At 70.5% G+C, this 19,678-nt stretch carries 20 protein-coding genes and 3 pseudogenes; 11 read left to right on the top strand and 12 right to left on the bottom strand.

Annotated features, from left to right (window positions below; all coding sequences use genetic code 11):
* Positions 1–15 precede the first annotated feature (15 nt).
* Positions 16–1,062, top strand: a complete 1,047-nt coding sequence (locus QQM39_RS00625; RefSeq protein ID WP_301994594.1) for a zinc-binding dehydrogenase — start codon at positions 16–18, stop codon at positions 1,060–1,062.
* Here the strand turns inward: QQM39_RS00625 and QQM39_RS00630 are convergent.
* From QQM39_RS00630 to QQM39_RS00650, 5 genes are read right to left on the bottom strand one after another with little or no spacing between them, the layout of a single operon-like run.
* Entirely contained in the window at positions 1,029–2,771 is a 1,743-nt protein-coding gene (locus tag QQM39_RS00630; protein ID WP_301994595.1) for a PP2C family protein-serine/threonine phosphatase, read from the bottom strand. The two genes, QQM39_RS00625 and QQM39_RS00630, sit on opposite strands and share 34 nt — an antisense overlap.
* Positions 2,768–3,841 carry an ATP-binding SpoIIE family protein phosphatase gene (locus QQM39_RS00635; RefSeq protein WP_301994596.1) on the bottom strand — a complete coding sequence of 358 codons (1,074 nt, stop codon included), beginning with the start codon at positions 3,839–3,841 and terminating at the stop codon, positions 2,768–2,770. Before QQM39_RS00635 ends, QQM39_RS00630 begins: the two co-directional genes overlap by 4 nt.
* Entirely contained in the window at positions 3,841–4,284 is a 444-nt protein-coding gene (locus tag QQM39_RS00640; RefSeq protein WP_301994597.1) for an anti-sigma regulatory factor, read from the bottom strand. Before QQM39_RS00640 ends, QQM39_RS00635 begins: the two co-directional genes overlap by 1 nt.
* A complete protein-coding gene (locus tag QQM39_RS00645; RefSeq protein WP_301994598.1) occupies positions 4,281–4,703 on the bottom strand; it encodes an STAS domain-containing protein in 423 nt (140 codons plus the stop codon). Before QQM39_RS00645 ends, QQM39_RS00640 begins: the two co-directional genes overlap by 4 nt.
* On the bottom strand, positions 4,700–5,602 hold the full coding sequence (locus QQM39_RS00650; protein WP_301994599.1) for an STAS domain-containing protein: 903 nt from the start codon (positions 5,600–5,602) through the stop codon (positions 4,700–4,702). Before QQM39_RS00650 ends, QQM39_RS00645 begins: the two co-directional genes overlap by 4 nt.
* A gap of 557 nt (positions 5,603–6,159) precedes the next feature.
* On the opposite strand from QQM39_RS00650, the gene QQM39_RS00655 reads away from it, so the two are divergent.
* Complete coding sequence (locus tag QQM39_RS00655; protein ID WP_301994600.1) at positions 6,160–6,639, top strand: MarR family winged helix-turn-helix transcriptional regulator; 480 nt, start codon at positions 6,160–6,162, stop codon at positions 6,637–6,639.
* Positions 6,640–6,807: 168 nt separating this feature from the next.
* Here the strand turns inward: QQM39_RS00655 and QQM39_RS00660 are convergent, their stop codons facing one another.
* Positions 6,808–7,209, bottom strand: coding sequence for an STAS domain-containing protein (locus QQM39_RS00660; RefSeq protein ID WP_301994601.1), 402 nt, complete (start codon positions 7,207–7,209; stop codon positions 6,808–6,810).
* 232 nt (positions 7,210–7,441) lie between these two features.
* Here QQM39_RS00660 and QQM39_RS00665 point away from each other — a divergent pair, with 232 nt between their 5' ends.
* A complete protein-coding gene (locus tag QQM39_RS00665; RefSeq protein WP_301994602.1) occupies positions 7,442–7,912 on the top strand; it encodes an ATP-binding protein in 471 nt (156 codons plus the stop codon).
* A gap of 137 nt (positions 7,913–8,049) precedes the next feature.
* Here QQM39_RS00665 and QQM39_RS00670 read toward each other — a convergent pair whose 3' ends face one another.
* A complete protein-coding gene (locus QQM39_RS00670) occupies positions 8,050–8,925 on the bottom strand; it encodes an RNA polymerase sigma factor SigF (RefSeq protein ID WP_301994603.1) in 876 nt (291 codons plus the stop codon).
* Positions 8,926–9,281: 356 nt separating this feature from the next.
* Between QQM39_RS00670 and QQM39_RS00675 the strand changes: the two genes are divergently transcribed.
* The 3 genes from QQM39_RS00675 to QQM39_RS00685 all read left to right on the top strand — a co-directional run bounded on the left by QQM39_RS00675 (position 9,282) and on the right by QQM39_RS00685 (position 11,135).
* A complete protein-coding gene (locus QQM39_RS00675; protein WP_301994604.1) occupies positions 9,282–10,124 on the top strand; it encodes a SigB/SigF/SigG family RNA polymerase sigma factor in 843 nt (280 codons plus the stop codon).
* A 54-nt stretch (positions 10,125–10,178) separates the two neighbouring features.
* Positions 10,179–10,550 (top strand): PRC-barrel domain containing protein, encoded by a 372-nt coding sequence (locus tag QQM39_RS00680; protein ID WP_301994605.1) that lies wholly within the window; start codon positions 10,179–10,181, stop codon positions 10,548–10,550.
* 144 nt (positions 10,551–10,694) lie between these two features.
* A complete protein-coding gene (locus QQM39_RS00685; RefSeq protein WP_301994606.1) occupies positions 10,695–11,135 on the top strand; it encodes an ATP-binding protein in 441 nt (146 codons plus the stop codon).
* A 30-nt stretch (positions 11,136–11,165) separates the two neighbouring features.
* On the opposite strand, the gene QQM39_RS00690 is transcribed toward QQM39_RS00685, so the two are convergent.
* Both QQM39_RS00690 and QQM39_RS00695 read right to left on the bottom strand, forming a co-directional pair.
* A complete protein-coding gene (locus tag QQM39_RS00690; RefSeq protein WP_301994607.1) occupies positions 11,166–11,603 on the bottom strand; it encodes an ATP-binding protein in 438 nt (145 codons plus the stop codon).
* Positions 11,604–11,770: 167 nt separating this feature from the next.
* On the bottom strand, positions 11,771–12,238 hold the full coding sequence (locus tag QQM39_RS00695) for a hypothetical protein (RefSeq protein WP_301994608.1): 468 nt from the start codon (positions 12,236–12,238) through the stop codon (positions 11,771–11,773).
* Between the two features lie 147 nt (positions 12,239–12,385).
* Here QQM39_RS00695 and QQM39_RS00700 point away from each other — a divergent pair, with 147 nt between their 5' ends.
* The 3 genes from QQM39_RS00700 (at position 12,386) to QQM39_RS00710 (ending at position 16,321) form a co-directional block, all read left to right on the top strand.
* Positions 12,386–12,715: an antibiotic biosynthesis monooxygenase gene (locus QQM39_RS00700; RefSeq protein WP_301994609.1), complete on the top strand. Its 330-nt coding sequence runs from the start codon at positions 12,386–12,388 to the stop codon at positions 12,713–12,715.
* Positions 12,716–13,758: 1,043 nt separating this feature from the next.
* The gene (locus tag QQM39_RS00705; RefSeq protein ID WP_301994610.1) at positions 13,759–14,136 is read left to right on the top strand and encodes a transposase; all 378 of its coding nucleotides are present in this window, start codon (positions 13,759–13,761) and stop codon (positions 14,134–14,136) included.
* Positions 14,137–14,602: 466 nt separating this feature from the next.
* On the top strand, positions 14,603–16,321 hold the full coding sequence (locus QQM39_RS00710) for a cellulase family glycosylhydrolase (protein WP_301994611.1): 1,719 nt from the start codon (positions 14,603–14,605) through the stop codon (positions 16,319–16,321).
* 65 nt (positions 16,322–16,386) lie between these two features.
* On the opposite strand, the pseudogene QQM39_RS00715 reads toward QQM39_RS00710, so the two are convergent.
* Positions 16,387–16,776: pseudogene (locus QQM39_RS00715) on the bottom strand (transposase); the annotation flags it as partial.
* A 41-nt stretch (positions 16,777–16,817) separates the two neighbouring features.
* On the opposite strand from QQM39_RS00715, the pseudogene QQM39_RS00720 reads away from it, so the two are divergent.
* Positions 16,818–17,081 (top strand): annotated as a pseudogene (locus QQM39_RS00720) (transposase); the annotation flags it as partial.
* Between the two features lie 6 nt (positions 17,082–17,087).
* Here the strand turns inward: QQM39_RS00720 and QQM39_RS00725 are convergent.
* Together QQM39_RS00725 and QQM39_RS00730 are read right to left on the bottom strand one after the other, a co-directional pair.
* A pseudogene (locus tag QQM39_RS00725) lies at positions 17,088–17,280 on the bottom strand (IS5/IS1182 family transposase); the annotation flags it as partial.
* Between the two features lie 366 nt (positions 17,281–17,646).
* Positions 17,647–18,681, bottom strand: a complete 1,035-nt coding sequence (locus QQM39_RS00730) for a LacI family DNA-binding transcriptional regulator (protein WP_301994612.1) — start codon at positions 18,679–18,681, stop codon at positions 17,647–17,649.
* A gap of 181 nt (positions 18,682–18,862) precedes the next feature.
* On the opposite strand from QQM39_RS00730, the gene QQM39_RS00735 reads away from it, so the two are divergent.
* Entirely contained in the window at positions 18,863–19,645 is a 783-nt protein-coding gene (locus QQM39_RS00735; protein ID WP_301994613.1) for a TIM barrel protein, read from the top strand.
* Positions 19,646–19,678: the final 33 nt, after the last annotated feature.

The following is a 19,678-nucleotide window of genomic DNA, read 5'->3' on the forward strand; positions in this document are numbered from 1 at the left end:
TGGAGCCGCCGTCTCATGCGTGCGTTCGTCCTGACCGCGCCCGGCGCGTACGAGGTCCAGGAGCTCCCTGCGCCGATGGCGGCACCCGGTGAAGTCGTCGTCGACGTCGAGCGGGTCGGCGTGTGCGGCACCGACGTGGAGTTCTTCACGGGCGCCATGGCCTACCTCCACCAGGGACACTCCACCTACCCGATGCGGCCGGGGCACGAGTGGGCCGGGCGCGTGGCGGCGGTCGGCGAGGGCGTCGACGCGGGCTGGGTCGGCCGCCGCGTCATGGGGGACACGATGCTCGGCTGCGGCGGTTGCCGCCGCTGTCTGCGGGGCCGTCAGCACGTGTGCGAGAAGCGCCAGGAGGTCGGTATACGCGGGGCGCGGGCCGGTGCCCTGGCGGAGCGACTCGCGGTACCGGCATCCTCGTTGCACGCCCTTCCCGACTCGGTCGACGCCGTACTCGGCGCGCTGGTGGAGCCGGGCGGCAATGCGCTGCGCGCGGCGCGGGCGGCGGACCTGCGCGCCGGGGACCGTGCTCTCGTGGTGGGCCCCGGGACCATCGGTCTGCTGGTCGCGATGTTCCTGCGGGCGTGGGGTGCGGAAGTCCACCTGCTGGACCGTGCCGACGGCTCGCCCACGTTCGCCCACGCGTTGGGCTTCGAGCACGTGTGGGACGAGCGCTCCCTTCCGGACCTGCCCTTCGACGCGGTCGTCGACGCCTCGAACGCCGCCCGTCTGCCGGGGAGGGCACTGGAGTTGGTCGAGCCGGCCGGCCGCGTCGTGTACATCGGGCTGGCAGGTGAGCCGAGCGGGATCGACACCCGCGCGCTCGTGCTGAAGGACGTGACCGCGGTGGGCATCCTGTCCGCCTCTCCCGGCCTGGGGGCCACCATCCGGGCGTACGCGTCCGGAGCGGTCGACCCCAGGCCCCTCGTCGCCGCCACGGTGGGCCTCGACGAGGTCGGCGCGGTACTCGCGGGTGAACGGCCGCAGGGCGCCGGACCCGGCCCGAAGATCCACGTGGACCCCCGGTCGAGTCAGGACTCCGGTGCCGGCCGCCGGTGCCCGTGACTGTGGACGTGGCACAGCAACAGGCATACGTCGTCGTCGTGTTCGGAGTCGTGCAGCAAGGGGTGCAGGAGCCGGTCGGCCGACGCCTCCAGGTCCTGCTCGAGTTCGGTCGGGCCAAAGCCGCCCAGTTCCTCGGCGAGGCGCTGGATACCGGGGTCGATCCCGCGGGAGCGGCGTTCCACCAGGCCGTCGGTGTAGAGGGCCAGCGTCGATCCGGGCGCAAGCGGCACCGTGTGGTCGTGGATCTGCTGTTTCAGTGGGATGCCCAGCATGGCACCGGGTTTGGCGTCCAGGGTGTGCACCTGGCCGTCGGGGGTGCGCAGCACCGGTGGCGGATGGCCGGCGGCGGCCCAGGTGAGCGTGGGGTCGTCCGGGTGGAAGCGGGCGATGACCGCGGTGGCGTAGAGGTCGAGGCGCAGGCGGTGCAGGAACACGTGCAGCCGCGTCAGGAGTTGGCCGGGGCTGCTGCCGTCGACGGCGTAGGCGCGCAGGGCGGTGCGTAGCTGGCTCATCATCACGGCGGCGTGCAGGCCGTGCCCGGTGACGTCGCCGATGACGGTGATCAGGCTGCCGTCGGGCTGGCGGAAGGCGTCGTACCAGTCCCCGCCGATGTTCAGACCCCGGGTGGCCGGGAGGTAGCGTGCGGCCAGGGTGAGGCCGGGTGTCGTGGGCAGTTCGGTGAGCAGGGCGCGTTGCAGGGTCTCGGCGATGTCCCGGTTGCGCTCGAAGCGCCGGGCGTTCTCCAGGGCGATGCTGGCCCGTCGGGTCAGCTCGATCAGCATGACGGCGTCGTCCGCGTCCCAGCGCTCGTCGGGCGGTGACAGGGTGAGGACGCCCTGCGATGCCCGGCGGGTGAGCAGGGGGATGCACAACAGGGGTCTGCCGGGGTCGAGGGCCGAGGGGGGCTGGTCGTCGACGCCGGGCAGATTGCCGGGGTGGTCGGCGGCGTACTGCGGGCGGCCGCGGCGGGCCGCGAGGACGGCGGCGGCCGGATGCGGGCCGCCGCGCAGCGCGTCGTCCACGTCGTCGAACAGCCAGACGTCGACGGTGCGCGCGTATCGCGGCACCAGCAGGGCGGGCAGCAGCCGCACGATGGCCTCGTGGTTGAGGGAGGCGGTCAGGGCGGCGCTGGCATCGGCCAGGAAGGTCAGTCGGCCGCGGGCGTTCTCCGCTTCCTTGCGGGCCTTCTGCTCGGCGTCGAAGAGCTCGCGCTGAGCCCGGCCGGCGGCGTCCAGCTCGGCGTGGAGCGCCAGTACGCCCTGGTTGGTCTGGTGGAGTTCCTCGCGGTGGAAGGCGACCAGCCCCTCCTGCTCGTCGAGCCGCTCCAGCAGCAGGGCCGCGTCCTCGTCGGCGCCGAACAGGGCCTCTGCCAGCGTCACCGGGTCGTCGGCGGCATGGTCGGCACCGGAGACGTCGGCGTCCTCGGCGCAGGGGACCGAAGCGCGCCACGGGGGCTGCCGGTCGTCGGGGCGGCGCTTGGCCGCGGCCACCTCGACGCTGAAGTCTCCCCCACCGGGCGCCAGGGTCGCTGCCACGCCGACCCGCCACTCGCCTCCCTTGGTGAGGCACTGGCGCAGCTGTGCGGTGAGGGCGGCCACCAGACGGGTGCGCTCGACGGTGGTCACTCCGCACGCGGCGGCCAGCCGCGCCGTGGCGATGCGGGCCTGCGCGGCGTCGGTGATGGTGCGGACGTGCCAGGTGCGGGTCATGAGGAGGGGTCCGAGGGGCAGGGGCTCAGCACGACGACGGCGGTGTCGTCGCGTACCGGCCGGGCGGGGCTGCCGGCGTCCCGCAGGATCGATGCGGCGATCACGGCGGGGTCGACGGGCGACCGGTCATGAGCGGCCGGGCCGGGGCTCCAGCGGCTCGGCAGGCCGTCGCTGTGCAGGACCAGCAGGCAGTCGTCCGTCCAGGTCAGCTGTTGTTGCGGCAGGTGCGTGGGGAGGTGGGCGCCGACGATGCCGGGGCGCGAGACCAGCCCCTGCCAGCTGTCGCCGCGGCGCAGCCGGGCCCCTGCGTTGCCCACCCCGGTGAAGTACAACTTCCCGGCCGGGACGTCGAGTTGGGCCACGGCCACGGCCGCTCCCCTGGTGTCGCGCAGGGCGCCGTTGAGCCGCCGTAGCAGGTCCGGCGGTGGCAGGTGCGGCGCGCACCGCACCGTCTCCACGGCGGCGGAGGAGGCACGGGCCGCCAACGGGCCGTGGCCGAGGCCGTCGGCCAGCATCAGCGTCACGCGGTCGGCCGTCCGGACGCATGCCCAGGCGTCGCCGGAGAACTCCGCGCCCGCGAGGGGGACGTTGATTCCGCCGGCGCGCACCGGGAGCGGGACGGGACGCGGGCCAGTGGTGTCGCGGTTCGGGCGCGAAGCGATCCTGGCCAGGGCGACCGTGCCCCGTCCGGGTGTGCTGTGCAGGCCGAAGTCGTCGGCCGTGCGCAGGCAGGTGCCGAGGCCGGCGCCCAGGGAGGCGGTGGTCGAGTAGCCGTCGCGCAGCGCCGCGGCGGTGTCGCGCATGCCGGGTCCGTGGTCGACGGCCATGATCTGCACCCTGGCGTTCCTCTCGTCGCCGTAGGCCGGAACGGGTGGGCCCACGAGTTCGAGGAGTATGCGTCCGCCGCCGGCGTGCTTGAGCAGATTGGTGGCGAGTTCGGTGGCCACGAGTTCGGCGGCGGCGGTCCTGTCCTCGCCGAGCCCGGCACGGCGGGCGGCGGCTCCGGCCGCCACGCGGGCGTCGCGTACGCGGGTCGAGTCGTGCACCGGCACCTCCCAGACGCGCGGCATCAGCGCGCCTCGCGCGGCCGGGGCGGCCCGGAGATCCAGGACGTCACCGTCACTGTGGTGCCGGCGCCGCGGCGGCTGTCGACGGAGAACTCGTGGACCAGGCGCCGGGCGCCGCCCAGGCCCATCCCCAACCCCTCGCCGGAGGTGTAGCCGTCGGACAGGGCCTGGTCCAGGTCCGCGATGCCGGGGCCCTCGTCGCTGAAGACGAGACGCAGCCCCGGTGTCCCGCCGCGGGTCACCGGGCTGCACTCCATCCGGCCCCCGCCGCCGTGGACGAGGGCGTTGCGCGCCAGCTCGCTGGCCGCGGTGACGAGTTTGGTCTGCTCGACCAGACCGAACCCGAGGTGGGCGGTCATCTGCCGCACATGCTGCCGCACCCGTACCAGATCGAGGTCCGAGTGGATCGGCAGGCAGGCGGAGACGCTGCCGGGGCTGTGGGTCACGGGCGCTCCCGGCGTGGGCGCCCGGCGCGCGGCAGGGCCGACACCTCGGAACCGAGCAGGTGCAGGGCGTCCTCGGTGTTGAGAGCGGTGCGCAGTCCCGGCAGGGTCAGGCCGAGTTCCACCAGGGTGATGGCCACCGCCGGGCGCATCCCCGCCACCACGGTCTGGGCGGCCAGCAGCCGGGTCATGGCCGCGACGTCACTGAGCACGCGGCCCATGAAGGAGTCGACGATCTCGACGCCGGAGAGGTCGATGACCACACCGGTGACCGCGCTGTCGGAGACGGTCTCGCCGATGTCCTGCCTAAGTTGTTCCGCCGTGCTGTCGTACAGGTCGCCCTGGAGGGTGACGAGGAGGACCCCGCCGAGCCTGAGCACGGGCACGTGTCCTTCGTACGGGAAGGTGGACGCGCCGGTCACCTGGTGGACTCCAGGTCCGAGTCGGGGTTCGGGACGATGTGCGCGCCCTGCTGGCGCAGGGCGTAGGCCAGGGCGTCCGCGAGGCTGGCGCGGGTGAGCACCGAGCTCAGGTCGATGCCGAGGTGGACGATGGTCTGCGCGATGGCCGGCCTGATCCCGGACACTATGCACTCCGCTCCCATCAGCCGCGCCGCCGCCACGGTCTTCATCAGGTGCTGTGCCACCAGGGAGTCGACGGTCGGCACTCCGGTGATGTCGAGGATCGCGAAGCGGGCGTGCTGTTCGACGACGGCGTCCAGGAGCGTCTCCATCACCACCTGGCTGCGGGCGCTGTCGAGGGTGCCGATCAGCGGTACGGCGACGATGCCTTCCCACAGTTTGATCACCGGCGTGGCGATTTCGAGCAGTTCGAGCCGCTGGCGGTTGATGAGGTCCTCCCCGGCGTTCATCGTCGCCTCCAGCATGACCAGGCGCAGGGTGCCCATCAGCACGGTCAGCGCCGTCGCGCACTTGCGCAGGTGCTCGGCGGGCGCGTCGGAGAGCTCCTCGAGCAGCAGCTCGGTGACGGCCGGGCGCAACGCGTCCATCTCCGCCGAGATCTGCGCGATGCTGGCGCCGGCGCGGGCCCGGGACTGTGCCGTACGCACCAACTGCTCGCGGACGACCGCGAATCCGTCCGCCTCGGCATCCTCGACGCGTCCCGAGGCGGCCACCGCGGCCAGCGCCTCCACGACGGTCCGGCCGGCCTCCACCGCCTCGTCCCGGGAGACGGTGAACACGGTGCGCAGCAGCGCCGCGTCGGCCCAGCGCTGGGCGATCTGCTCCCGGCGCTCCCTCAGGAAGGCCCCGACCTCCTCCGCGGGGTTGGTCTGATCGTCTGCCGCTTGCTGCTCCGGCACGTACTTCCCTCCTCATACGGTGTGCGCCGCCCCGATCCTGCGGGGGAGCGCCGGACAATACGGTCAAGGCGCCTGCCGCGGCCCCAGCCGGTCGAGGCGGAACACCATCGAGTCGTCGTCGGCCACGGGCGTGCCGCGGTGATCCGGACAGTTCCCTCAGGGCGGCGCCGGGGACGTCGGCCGTGCGCGGCAGGCTGATGGACACGATGGCCCGGGCCGGCGTGCGTGCGCCATACCGTCTCTCGAACACGGCCGGCGGGAGTTGCGCCTCGAGTTCGACGTGCGTCGGCACGGACGCGGGCGCGCTCGGAGCCGGGGGACGGGCTGAAGCGTGGTGAGGCCGGGGCCGGCCAGGAAGGGCTGGACGGTCTTCGCCGGCTCGGCTGCCACGAATCTGCTCACGATGTCGGATACGCCATTCTCGTCACGGTGACGGCGTCGGAGCCGCGCTGTCGGGGAGGCCGTCCATCGGTCCTTGTCGTCCGTATCTAGCGCTCTGTACGTATGGGCCGAACCGGCGGGCTGACAGTGCCCAAGAAGACTGAAAGAGTGGAAGCGTGACTTCCTCCCACTCGCATCCGCGGCCGGACGAGGTGGCGCATGTGGCCTCCGAGGCCGCCGAGTTGCTGGAGGTCTTGTGGGGCCGGGCTTCGACAGCACCGGTGTCCGCCTCCCAGATCCGCGTGCTGTTCGTCCTGGAACACACCGACGGCATCAACCTGCGCATGCTCGCCGAGGCCCTCGGCTCCACTCCGCCGTCGACCAGCCGGCTGTGCGACCGCCTCCAGGCGGTCGGCTTCGTCGAACGCGGGCCCAGCGCCTCCAGCCGCCGCGAGCTGCGACTGCGGCTGAGCCGTCGCGGACGGTCGTTCCTGGCAGGGCTGCGCGGACGACGCGAAGCCGCTCTGCGGTCCGTGCTGGAGCAGATGCCGGTCACGAAGCGGACCGCTCTGCTGGAGGGTCTGGAGGCGTTCTGCGCCGCGGCGTCCGCGGAGGTCCACGAGGGCGACGAAGCCTCCGGTGTCAGGAGCGCCTGAATCCCGCAGGCGACGCGGGAAGTCGTCGTTGCTGATCGGCACGTTCCACACCCCTCCCGCGCTTGACTCGCTCACTCTGTTGCCTCATAGCCACAGTTGTCAAACGACAACTATTGGCACTTTCGGTGCTTCTCGCGATCGATGAACTGCCTTTTCCGGAAGCGTCCTTCACCCCTCCTTCGCGGCCGGCGGCTCGGGGTCCGCCGGCCCGGCGTCCACGGCGGCCAGCGCCTCCTCGGCACTCCCCACGATCGGGACGGTGATGCTGACACCGGTGAGATCCAGGATCCGGCGGACGGCGGGCGCCGGGGAGATGACGTACACACCGCCGGGAATCTCCCGCACCTCCTGATAGGCCCGCAGGATGATGTTCATGCCGGACGAGTCCATGAAGGGAACGTCGGCGATGTCGAGGAGGAAGTGACGTCGGCCGTGGTGGAGCTGGTTGGCGAGATGGTGCTGCAACTCGGTCGCTGTGTCCATGTCCAGGTCGCCCTCGACCGTGAGCAGCACGGCATCTTCGCGTGGCACTTCCACCTTGATCGACAAGGGATTCTGGGCAACGGACACAAGTACCTCCCATAGGCGTTGACGATCGGGACGGGTGCCCCGACGGACGGATTTGATGCATCACGGATCGGCACTTCCGTCCTGCCGGCTCGGCGCGCTGTCGACCGGCCGTCGATGCGTTCGCCCGCCTACCCCCGAATCCCCCCGGCACACTGCCCGAAGAGCGGTTTGGCATCTGGCGGACGGGTCACGCGAAGAGGAGAACCCCTCGCCTCGGTCAGGGAGCGGAAGGATGAGTGAGAAGTACCGGATCGGCGCCACCAGGAGCCCTGCGGACGCGGGCCGTGCGCGCCACGGACCGCTGAGTCCGGCCGAGGCACGCGGAGCCGTGCGGCGGGTCCTGTCCGAACAGTCACGTACGCGAGGCACCGCGTGCGGGCCGGACGCGCTCTCGGACGCGTTGCTGGTGGCATCGGAACTGACGACCAACGCGATGCTGCACGGCGGCGGCGTCACCGGCTTCGACGCCGAGGTCGTCGGCCAGCACCTGTACCTGTCCGTCAGTGACCGGGAGCGGCGCCGGCCGGTGACCGTGGACCCGGTCGACCGTCAGGGACGGCACCGCTGCGGAGGCCGCGGCTGGCCCATCGTGTGCAGGCTGTCCCGGACCGTGCTGGTGTCGGATCTCCCGGCCGGCGGCAAGTGCGTCACCGCCGTGATTCCCCTGTCGGCACAGTGCCGGCACCCGGTCGGCGGAAGCTGACCGGGTGCCGGACGGCCGGACGGTCCGCCGGGTGGAGTCGAGGTGGGCTGACGGCACCTGGGCCGCGGCTCGGCCACGGCCCACTTCGGCCGACACCAGTCGTCGGCCGACGCCAGCCCTCGGCCGGAACCGCTTACTCAGGCGACCCCGGGCTCCAACAGCCCGGCGCGCAGCTGCTTGATGATGCGGCTGATGAGCCGTGAGACGTGCATCTGGGAGACGCCGATGTGGTCGGCGATCTGCGCCTGGGTGAGCTCCTCGACGAAACGCAGATGGATGATCCGGCGCTCACGCTCGTCGAGACCGGCGATCAGAGGCGCCAACGAGTGGAAGTCCTCGACGAGTTCCAGCGACGGATCCTCCTCACCGAGGAGGTCGGCCAGGACGGACTCGCCGTTCCCGGCGTCGGAGGTGACGGCCGCGTCGAGGGAGGCGGACTGGTAGCCGTTGGCGGCCTTGCGGGCCTCGATCACCTCTTCCTCCGACAGCGACATCAGCTGTGCGAGCTCGGGGGTGGTCGGCGTGCGGCCCAGCCGGGAGCGGAGTTCCTCCGTCGCCCTGGTCAGCTCCACGCGCGCCTCCTGCAGGCGGCGTGGCACATGGACCGCCCAGCTCGTGTCGCGGAAGAAGCGCTTGATCTCGCCGACGATGTACGGGACGGCGAACGTCGTGAACTCGACCTCCCGGGACACCTCGAAGCGGTCGATGGCCTTGATCAGCCCGATGGTCCCGACCTGGACGACGTCCTCCAGCGAGTCCCCACGGGCGCGGAAGCGCGACGCGGCGTACCGCACGAGCGACAGGTTGATCTCGATCAACGTGTTGCGTACGTACTGGTGTTCGTGCGTACCTTCGTCCAGCATGGCCAGGCGGTCGAAGAACTGACGCGACAACTCGCGTGCGTCCTGGGGCCTCACCCTCGTCGGATCCTCGATCAGCGGCAGCGCCGCCCCGTCCGTCGTGGCCGTCTCCTGTGCCGTGGCCGTTGCCTGCGCCACCGTCACGGCTGCCATGCCGCCCTCCTCATCGCCGGAACCAGTTGCCTATCCCCGCGTGCCCTGGCTGGCGCGGCTCACTCCCCTTCGGACGCCGGAAACACGGCACGGCGGTGAGTTCTGGCGTGAAGTCGCCCCTGGACGCGGACGATTCCGGACACGCCGTCCTCGGAAGTCCCCGGCCGAGGCCGGCCCCTTTGTCGCCCCTCGTTCGTCCGGGGCAGTTTGCGTGGTCGGTCGTGGGGCATGCGGGATTTCGTGCTTCGGACCAGAGGCGCACCGGTGCTAGAGGTGTGACCGCTCCGGGGCTTTCGTGCCCCGTGCACCGTTTCCCACGGAGATTCCCTGAGAACGCCGTTCAGGAGCTGTTCCCCATGCTGGTTGAGACGTCCGCTCATGGTTCCGACCCCGCTGCCGCCCGTCCCCGAGTGTCCGGTGGACGCGTCTACGACGACGCCCCCGACACCGCTGCCGACTTCGCCCGCCTGGCCGCTCTGCCCGAAGGGCCCGAACGAGACGCGGTACGCGACGAACTCACCAAGGCGTGGCTGCCCATGGCCCACCGCATCGCCGGCCGATTCCGCAACCGCGGGGAGTCGCTGGAGGATCTGCGCCAGGTCGCGGCCCTCGGACTGGTGAAGGCGATAGACCGGTTCGAGCCCGGACGAGGGGCCTTCGAGAGCTATGCCGTGCCCACCGTCACCGGAGAGATCAAGCGGCACTTCCGCGACCGGATGTGGGCCCTGCGGGTCCCCCGCCGGGTCCAGGAGCTGCGCAACAAGGTGCGGTTCGCGCGCCGCGACCTCGCCGAGAGGGCGGGCGGCGCCATGCCGTCGGTCGCCGAGATCGCCGCCCACGCGGGGCTCACCGAGGACGAGGCCAACGCGGGGCTGGAGGCCCTGGAGAGCTTCAGCACGCTCTCCCTCGACGCCGAGATGTCCTCGAGCGACGACGGCTTCAGCCTCGCCGACACGATCGGCTCCTGCGACGAGGCGTACGACGTCGTCGTCGACCGGGAGGCGGCGAAGGAGGGACTGCGGCGGCTGCCCGAGCGCGAGCGCGCCATCTTGTACATGCGCTTCTTCGAGGACATGACGCAAAGCCGCATCGCCGACCGCCTGGGCATCTCCCAGATGCATGTCTCCCGCATCATCAGCCGGTGCTGCGCGCGGGTACGGGACGAGGCCCTCGACCCGGGGTCGGGGCCGGAGCACTGAGGCGGCGGGGCCCGGTGACGAAGAAGGCGGCAACGACACGGAGGAGGAAACGATGTGAGCAACGACAGAATCTGGTCGTACCCTCCCGGCAGCGGCCACCAGGAGGGGCGGACGCTCACGGGGTTCACCGTCGAGGCGACCGACGGGATCGTCGGCCATGTGGACCGCCAGGCCGACGACACACCCCTGCGGCATTTGATCGTCGACACGGGCGCGTGGGTGTTCGGCAGAAGCCTGCTGATACCCGCGGGCACGGTCACCGGCGTGGACATGAGGACCCGGGTGGTCACCGTGGGGTGTACCCGGGCGGAGGCCAAGGCGGCTCCCCGATTCGAGACCGACCGCGAGACCCTCGATCCCGCGTACCTGTCCGCCGTCGGTGCGTACTACGCCGCTCTGCCCCATGGTTCGGGCGCGAACGGGTAGCCGAGCCACATGGACGTGGACGGACGACGATGAGCGGAGACGACAGCGTGCGAGGAGTGAAGTGACACAAGCCGCAGCCCCCTTGGTGCGCGCCTGCGATGCTCGGGGCAAGACGAGCGTCCCGCGGGCAGCGAACGAGCAACCGTGAAGCCGGCGGAGCGCCGTCCGGCCGGGGACAGCGGGACGGCGCGTGGCCGGTCGGTCCCGATCACCAGCGCGGCGACGGCACGTAGGTATGTGCGGTCGGTCGTGGACGAGCACTGGCGTGCGCCGTCCGGCGCCGCGAGCGAGAGAGCCGTCATGGACCTCCTGCTGGTCGTGTCGGAACTGGTCACCAACGCCATCCGGCACGGCGGCGGCCTCGCGGGGTTCGAGGTGGCCTTGCTTCCCGAGGGGGTGAGGCTGAGCGTGCACGACTACAGCGACGCCGTCCCCTCCGCCGCCTACGGGCCGGGCACCTTGCCCCAATCGCACGAGGGCAGCGGATACGGATGGCCGCTGATCATCCGTCTCTCCCGGGAGATCCTCATCGAGCGCCGCCGGGAGGGCGGCAAGACGGTCGGCGTGCTGGTGCCGCTGACATGAGAGACCAGGGCAGGAACGCGTGTACGTCCTTCACCAGGGCAGGAACGCGTGCACGTCCTTGCCGTCCGCACGCACCACCACGCTGACCTGATCGCACAGTGTGTGGATCAGGTACCAGCCGATACCGCCGCCACCGCCCTTGCCGGGGTGGAAGGGACGCGGCGCAGGCGGAGTGGTGCTCGTGTCGCCGAGCGTCACGTGCACACCGTCGAGCGCCCTGCGCAGCGTCAGCTCGAACGGCCCCGGAGCGTACTGGATGGCGTTGGCGGCGAGCTCGCTGACGACCAGCAGGATGTCGTCCCGGTACTCGGGCGCCGCCGGCGGTGAGGACCGCGCCAGCGTGGCCAGGAACTCCTCCGCGCACTGGCGGGCTCTCGTCACATCACCGAATCCCCCGTCAAACCCGACCTCCCAGTCCTCGATCTCTTCGGAGGACGGTTTGCCGCCCCCACGCGATTCGGTAGCCATCACACCTTCTTCGGCCCGTTCGCCCGGCGGCCGCGGTGACTCGTCGTACTGCTTCCACCCCGCTGGTTCCCAGCCAGGGCGCGGCTACTCGTCCTGAATTGGTCGAAGCGGTGAGGCACCACGGACGAGAGCGACGACAGAGCCTGTTGCGCCGACGGGACCGCGGGTCAGCCGGCGAACACCCTGCCTTCCTTGACCTCGTAGTGCGTGGGCTCCGAGCAGCCGATGGAAGGTGTGATCAGCAGGCTCACGGTGAGCGGCGCGGGGTCCGTGCTCGCGGTGGAGAACTCGCAGACGGCACCACTGCCCGTCAGCGGGTACCAGAACCACCCGTCGACGTCTCCCACGGTGACCCGGTCGGACTCCTTCCACGCGCCACCGCTCTGGGTGTAGACCTGCAGCCGCACCGAGGCGGCGTTCTCGTCCTGCGTCGACCGCAGGGCGGTCAGCGTGACCTTGTAGTCGCTGCCGAGGACGGACGAGGCGATCTGCCGCGTCTGCGGTGCCGCGGCGCCGGCGCTGGACGCTCCTGCGCCCGCCGCACCGAGGACGGCCGCCGTCAGAAGGGTGACGCCCGCGGTCACGGCGCGACGAGTGCGGTTGCGGTTGCGGTGCTGATTGCGGACCAGGCTCATGTGTTCCCCCGTTGGAACGAGATGTGCTGGACGGTCGGATTGGTTCGTACGGTGGTTGAGACCAGTCACCTGCCCGGAGGGTTGTACGGCGTCGCGCCGCGGGGCCCGCGGCGCGTCCGGCTGCGGCCGTGCGGCAGGATGAGCACCATGAGCGTAGTCAAGATCAACGTACTGACCGTCCCCGCCGAGCAGCGCGAGACGCTGGAGAAGCGCTTCGCCTCCCGTGCGCACGCCGTGGAGAGCTCCGACGGGTTCGAGTGGTTCGAACTCCTGCGGCCGGTCGAGGGCACCGACACCTACCTCGTGTACACGCGCTGGCGTGACGAGGAGTCCTTCCAGGCCTGGATGGAGGGCCCCATGAAGTCGGCCCACCAGGGCGGCGGGGCGGAAGGCGGAGAGCGCCCCAAGCCGGCGGCCAGCGGGTCCACTTTGTGGTCCTTCGAGGTCGTGCAGCAGGCGGGGCCGAAGGGCGAGTAGCGCGCAGCGGTCACTGGCGGGGGCTTCGCCCCCGCCGTCGCTCGGCCCCGATCGCGTCCGATGCCAGAATGCGGGGATGTCGTCCTCTCACAGCCTCCCCGGTTCCCCTGACGGACGTCTTCGGGCCCAGTTGGTGACACTGGTCGAGGGCATCGCCCCTTGGGACGAACCTGGAGCGGGCCCACTTGCGCACGGCCGGCGAGTGGCTCCGCAGCGGTGCCCCGGTGTACAGGATCCGTAAGCCTGACGTCCCGAAGACGCACCTCGTGAGCTACGTCGTCGTACTGGACGACAAGCGCCGGGGAACTGCTGCTCGTCGCGCACCGCAAAGCCGGCCTGTGGCTCCCAACTGGAGTACGGGCGGGTTCAGGTGTGCGACCACTACGGTGTCGTGCCGTGGCGGCTGACGCCCCGCCACGTCGACGGCTACTACCGTGACGCGGCAGGCCGCCTGCACTGGCGCACCCCCGACGACGACGGCCTGGCGCCCTCCTCCTCGGCGATCCTCTCGCCCTACGACACCACGGCGCGCTACGTCCGGCACGGGCACATCATCAGCTGGAAGGCGTTCGCCGCGCATGTCACCGAGACGTGTGCCTCCGGCAGCGTCAACGTGATCACGGACGTGGCGACCACCTCGGCCGCCACCAACGACGGCCAGGCCCTGCCCGGTATCCATGCCCGTCTGGCGCGTCGCGGGCTGCTGCCCGCCGAGCACCTGGTCGACGGCGGCTACACCTCCCTGGTCCACCTGGAACGAGCCGAGCGCGAACACCAGATCACCGTCAGCGGCCCCCTGCCGGCCAACCCCACCCGCCAGCACCGCAGGAACGAAGGCTTCGACCGGGACGACTTCCACATCGACTTCGACCGCCGCCAGGTCACCTGCCCCCAGGGCCAGGTCAGCGCGGGCTGGCACGGCCCCTACCCGACCTCCTCGCCCACCGCCGCCCCGCTGATCGTGGCCCGGTTCACCAAGAGCCAGTGCCGCCCCTGCCCGGCCCGTACCCGCTTGCACCACCACCGCCGACAGCGCCCGGAACGTGGGCTTTCCCCCACGAGAACTCCGCGACCTGCAACTCCGCGTCCGCGCCGAACAGCAGACCCTCGACTGGAAGACCCGCTACGCGGTCCGCTCCGGAGTCGAGGGCACCATCAACGAGTTCGCCCACGGACACGGCATGCGCCACTGCCGCTACCGAGGACAGCCGAAAGCCCACCTGCAACACGTCCTCACGGCCATCGCCGTGAAACATCGAACGCCTCAGCGGTCAGCCAGCGACCGAGGAAGCCTCTTCGCCGAGACCGCCGACCGCTTTCCAGACCTTCCTCGACCAGAACGAGGTCCCCCGGGTCACAATCCTGGCGAACCCTCGGCAGCTGAGCCCGACCATCCAAGATCCCCGACAGAGTCAAGCTGAGCTTGGTGTTCAACCTCGGCCGTTCACCTGACCCTCTGATCTTGGTTCATTCCCGGGACAACAGGGCGGCCGTTCTTCACGCTTCGAGGTGTCGAGCAACGTTGCGTGAAGGAACGGCCGCTGGAAGCGCCTCGATGGCCAGTGGCTTGTCGGGACTTTCCGGTCCGCTGCTCGCGGGCCGGGTGCAGAGAAGGCGTGAGATCCCCCGCTGGGTGACCGCCCGCCGCCCGGTCGGCATCGACGGCAGATGAGCAGGGAACCCCGACGAGCTTGCGTGACGCCGCGCCTGACGCCCCATGGGGAGAAGCGCTTCGACACGCAACCTTTCGAACTCGATTGAGGTTCCATGCGGATTAGCCCGTTCTCTCCGTCGTCAGGTTGCGCTAGGCTCCCGCAACGTGTCGAAGCGCTTCGACGATGACGCCTTCGACATGGGGGAAGGACCTTCGACTCGATGGAGAGTTCCATGCCGAGTTCAACCGGTTTCACTCGTCGCCAGGTCATGACGACCTCCGCGGCCCTCGCCGTCACGGCGTTGTCCATCCCGACGGCCGCCCAGGCCGCCGCCCGGTCCACCGGTTCCGCCGCGTCGGCGTCCGCGATGGATGTCGTCGCACACATGCAGCCCGGCTGGAATCTGGGCAACAGCTTCGAGGCCATCGGCGCCGACGAGACGGCGTGGGGCAACCCGCGGGTGACCCAGGCGTTCTTGCGCAGGGTGAAGGCGCAGGGATTCAAAAGCATCCGGATACCGGTGACTTGGGGTCAGCACGAGGGCCCCGCTCCCACCTACACCCTCGACCAGGTGTTCCTGGCCAGGATCAAGCAGGTGGTCGACTGGGCCCTGGCCGAGGGCTTCTACGTTCTGATCAACATGCACGGCGACGCGTGGCAGTGGGTGCCGAACATGCCGACCCAGCATGACGCGGTCCTGGCCCAGTACACGGCCACCTGGCAGCAGATCGCGGCCACCTTCCGGGACGCATCGCGCCGACTGCTCTTCGAGAGCATCAACGAGCCCTTCTTCACCGGCAGCTCCGGCGATCAGCAGAACGCCGTTCTGATGAACGAGCTCAACACGACCTTCCACTCCGTCGTGCGCGCGACCGGCGGAGGCAATGCCGACCGCCTGCTCGTCATGCCGACCCTCGGGGACACCCCGGATCAGCCCAAGATCGACACCCTGCTCGCCACCTTCTCCGCGCTCGACGACCCCAACCTCGTGGCCTCGGTCCACTACTACAGCTTCTGGCCCTTCAGCGTGAACCTCGCCGGCTACACGACCTTCAACGCGGCCACCCAGCAGGACCTGACCGACACGTTCGACCTGCTGCACAGGGCCTTCGTGGCCAAGGGGATCCCGGTCGTCGTCGGTGAGTACGGGCTGCTCGGCTGGGACTCCGGCCCCGGCACGGTCGAACAGGGCGAGACGCTCAAGTACCTCGAGTATCTCGGCTACTACGCGCGCTACCGGGGCTTGACCACGATGCTGTGGGACAACGGCAGTCGCTTCAACCGCCGCACCCTGCAATGGAACGACCCGAGCCTCTATGCGCAGATACGGTCGAGCTGGACCGGGCGCTCCGGCACCGCGTCCACCGATCAGCTCTTCGTGCCCAAGGGCAAGACCCCGACGGACGCGACGATCACGCTGAACCTCAACGGCACCAGGCTGCTGAGGATCGATGTCGGCACCCGCCCCCTGATCCGGGGCGTGGACTACACCGTCAGCGGCAACACGCTGACGATCGCAGCGGCGACGCTCAGCCGGCTGACCGCATCACAGGAGTACGGCACGAATGCCGTCCTGTCCCTCCGGTTCACGGAAGGAATTCCTTGGGCCGTCAACGTCATCACCTATGACAAGCCGGTACTGACGAGCGCGACGGGTACGACGACCTCGCTGGTGATACCCGCCGCGTTCAACGGCGACAAGTTGGCGACCATGGAAGCCGTCTACGCCGACGGCACCGCCGCCGGTCCGCAGTCCTGGACGACGTACCAGCAGTTCAATGTGGCCTTCACACCGGACTACACCGCAGGCACGATCACCTTGCCGACCGCGTTCTTCGACGGTGTCACCGACAACACCACCGTGACCCTCACCTTCCACTTCTGGAGCGGGGCGATCTTGACGTACACGTTGACCAGGTCCGGCACCGCGGTCACGGGCACCTCTGCCTGAAAACGGGTCCACCAGCAATGAGGCGATATCTCAGGTGGTGAGTTCGGCACGTTTCTTGTAGCAGGTCAGGGCGGCGGCGAGGCCGAGGAAGGCGAGGAGGTGGCTGCCTTTTCGTTCGTACCGGATGGTGAGGCGGCGGTAGCCGAACAGCCAGGAGACCGCTCGATCTTCCAGCGGTGCCGCCCGAGCCGTTCGGAGGACTCGATGCCCGGCCGGGCGATCCGGGCGACGATGTCGCGTTCCCGCAGCCAGGAAAGGATGTCGGCGGAGTGGTAAGCCTTGTCGGCGCGGAGTTTGGCGGGCTGCTTGCGGCGCGGTCCACGCCGGGACCGCACGGCCGGTACCCCTGTCACCAGAGGCTTGAGGGCCAGGCTGTCGTTGGTGTCCGCGCCGGAGGTGCCGACCACCAGCGGGACGCCCTGAGCCTCGGACAACACGTGCAGCTTGCTGCCGGATTTACCGCCGTCGACCGGGTTTGGGCCGTTCCACTTCGCGAAGCAGACCCTCGGATGGACTCCGCACTCCCGAAGCCGCGGACCGCTGGACCTGGATCCTGATCGCCGCCCACACCCAGCTCCGGCTCACCCGGCCCCTCGCCGCGGACCTCCGCCGGCCCTGGGAGAAACCCATCACCTTCGACCGGCTCACCCCGGCCCGGGTCCGTCGAGGGTTCAGGAACATCCGCGCTCACCTCGCCTGCCCGGCCCGTGTTCCCAAACCCCGAGGAGCTGGCCCCGGACGGCCACCGGGTGCCAAGAACAAGGAGGGTCTCGTAGTCTCGCGCCAGGCGGCGGTGCAGCATCAGCCAGCCGTAGGTCCGCTCGACCGTCCACCGCTTCGGGATCGGGTGAAGCCCCTGGCCCCGGGGTGCGTTGGACGATTTGCATGTCGATGCCGAGGGTGGAGGCGTGCTCGACGAAATGCCTGCGACAGCCGCCGTCGACCCAGACCTTGCGGATCGAGGCGTGAGTGGTGACGTCCTCCGGAGCGCCGCCCGCGACCGGTAGGCGAACCGGACCCGGATTCCCGTGGGACAGCAGTGCGCATTCTTGGCCTGCGGCTCACGGCGCCGTCATGCAGCTCACCGATCACTGGCCTCAGGCGGCCGACCGATCCGCTTCATGCCAATCCGTTCCATGCCCCAGGTGGTGCGGTGTCTGAACAGCGCGATCCAAGGCAGTGGCTCGCGTTCGCCCGCTTGCCTGCCTCCTTGGCTCGCGCGTCCGCCTGGATGGAGGCGGGTTCCTCGGCGGACAGCCGCGGGTGGTCCTTTGGGGCCGCGGTGGAACGTCGACCGGATCGGGCCGGGACCGGAGCAGCGCGGGTCAGGAGCGGCAAGGCGCCCTGGTGGTGCTTCGTATGACGAGGTGTGGTGTGACGACGACTTCTCGTTCGTCGTCCGCCGCCCCACCCTCCAGCCGGGCGACGGCCCGGCTCACGGCCCGGCGCGCCAGCTGGCGGGCTTCTTGCCCGACCGTGGTGAGTTGGACGTGGGCGAGGCGGGCGAGGTGGCTGTCGTCGAAGCCGACGACCGAGATCTCGTCGGGCACAGGGATACGGGCGCGCAGGAAGGTGTCGAGGACGCCGATGGCGCAGTGGTCGTTGAAGGCGAGGACGGCAGTGGGGCGGGCAGCCTCGGCGAGGAGTGTTCGTGCGGCTGCCGCACCGTGGTCCTCGGTCAGCCCGCCCGGCACGAGGCGGACGCGGTCGGTGAGGCCGTGGTGCTTCATGGCCGACTTGTAGCCGCGGCGCCGATCGGCAGCGCCCGGCGCCCTGCCCCCGTCGATGTGGACGATGTCGCGATGGCCCAGTGCCACGAGGTGGTCGACCGCCTGGCGGGCGCCCTCGTCGTCGGCCGCGCGGACGACGTCGACGCCGTCGGTGAGCGGACGCAGCCGGCGGGCCACGGAGACGACGGGCAGCTGTGCCGCGAGTTCTGCCAGCCGGGCCGCCGGGGCATGGGGGCTGAGCAGGATCAACGCCTCGCAGCGGTCGGCGAGCAGCGCCTCCACCGCCTCCTGTTCGCTGCGGCTCGCGGTGACGGCGCTGAGCGCGATCTGATAGCCGGCCGCCCCCGCCGCGGCGTAGAGCGCCTCAACCATGTCGGCGTGGAAGGGCTGTCGCAGGTCGAACTGCACTCCCACCAGGTGCGAGCGGCTGCTGCGCAGGAGGCGGGCCCTGCTGTCCGGCCGGTAGCCGATCTCCTGCGCGGCCCGCAGCACCCGCTCGCGACTTGCCGCGCTGGGCCCCTTGGCACCGCGCATGACCATGGAGGCAAGCGGCACGGAGACACCTGCCCGCGCCGCGAGGTCGCTGAGCGTCGGCCGCTTTCCGTCCGGGACGGCAGAGCGCGATGGCACCGTCGGCCTTCCTGATCGAGGGTCTTCTCCGAGGTGATCGTAGACCGGGCCAAGCAGGACATGCACTGGTCAACGTTGTTACAACGTTATAAATCAAATGTCCGCACAAACCCTTGACAGGCTGCCCGGCGCCTGGCGTACTGCTCCTGTTCTCTTAGAACGTTATAAGTCTGGAGCTGCGATGTACACGTTGGCGGTCTGTGCCGAGATGGTCTACCGCGACCTGCCGATCGAGGAGCGGGCCCGGCGCATCCACGAGGCCGGCTTCCAGGTGGAGATCTGGGACTGGACCCGGCACGACCTGAACGCACTGGCCCAGACCCCCGCCGAGTTCTCCTCAATGACCGGCTACATCCGCGGCACCCTGACCGACCCGGACGGCGCAGCCGAACTCCTGCGCACAGCCGAGGAGTCGATCAAGGCCGCCGAGCGTCTCGGCTGCCCCCGGCTCAACCTGCACGGCACCGGCCTGGACGGCGAGGGCCTGCCCGTGGTGCCGGTGACCGGCGAGGCCACCGGCGACATGTGGATCACCGCCCACCGCACGCTCACCCGCCTGGCCGAACTGGGCGAAAGCGCGGGCGTCACCTTCACCTTGGAGAACCTCAACACCGCCGTCGACCACCCCGGCGTCCCGTTCGCGCGGGCCGCCGACACCTACGCCCTGGTCGCGGCAGTCGATCGGCCCGGTCTGCGGATGAATCTGGACCTCTACCACGCCCAGATCGGCGAGGGAAACCTCATCGAGCTCGTCCGCCGCGCGCATGGCGCGGGGCTGATCGGAGAGATCCAGGTCGCCGACGTGCCCGGCCGCTGCGAACCCGGCACCGGAGAGATCAACTATCCGGCCGTCGCCCGCGCCCTCACCGACCTCGGCTACGACGGCACGGTCGCCCTGGAGGCATGGCCCTCCGGCGACAGTCACACCGCCATGGAGCGGTTCCGCGCCGCGTTCACCCTCTGATCCCACCCCGAGTCGCACAGCAGGCCACCCAAT

This window comes from Streptomyces sp. DT2A-34, from assembly GCF_030499515.1.
GTDB lineage: Bacteria > Actinomycetota > Actinomycetes > Streptomycetales > Streptomycetaceae > Streptomyces.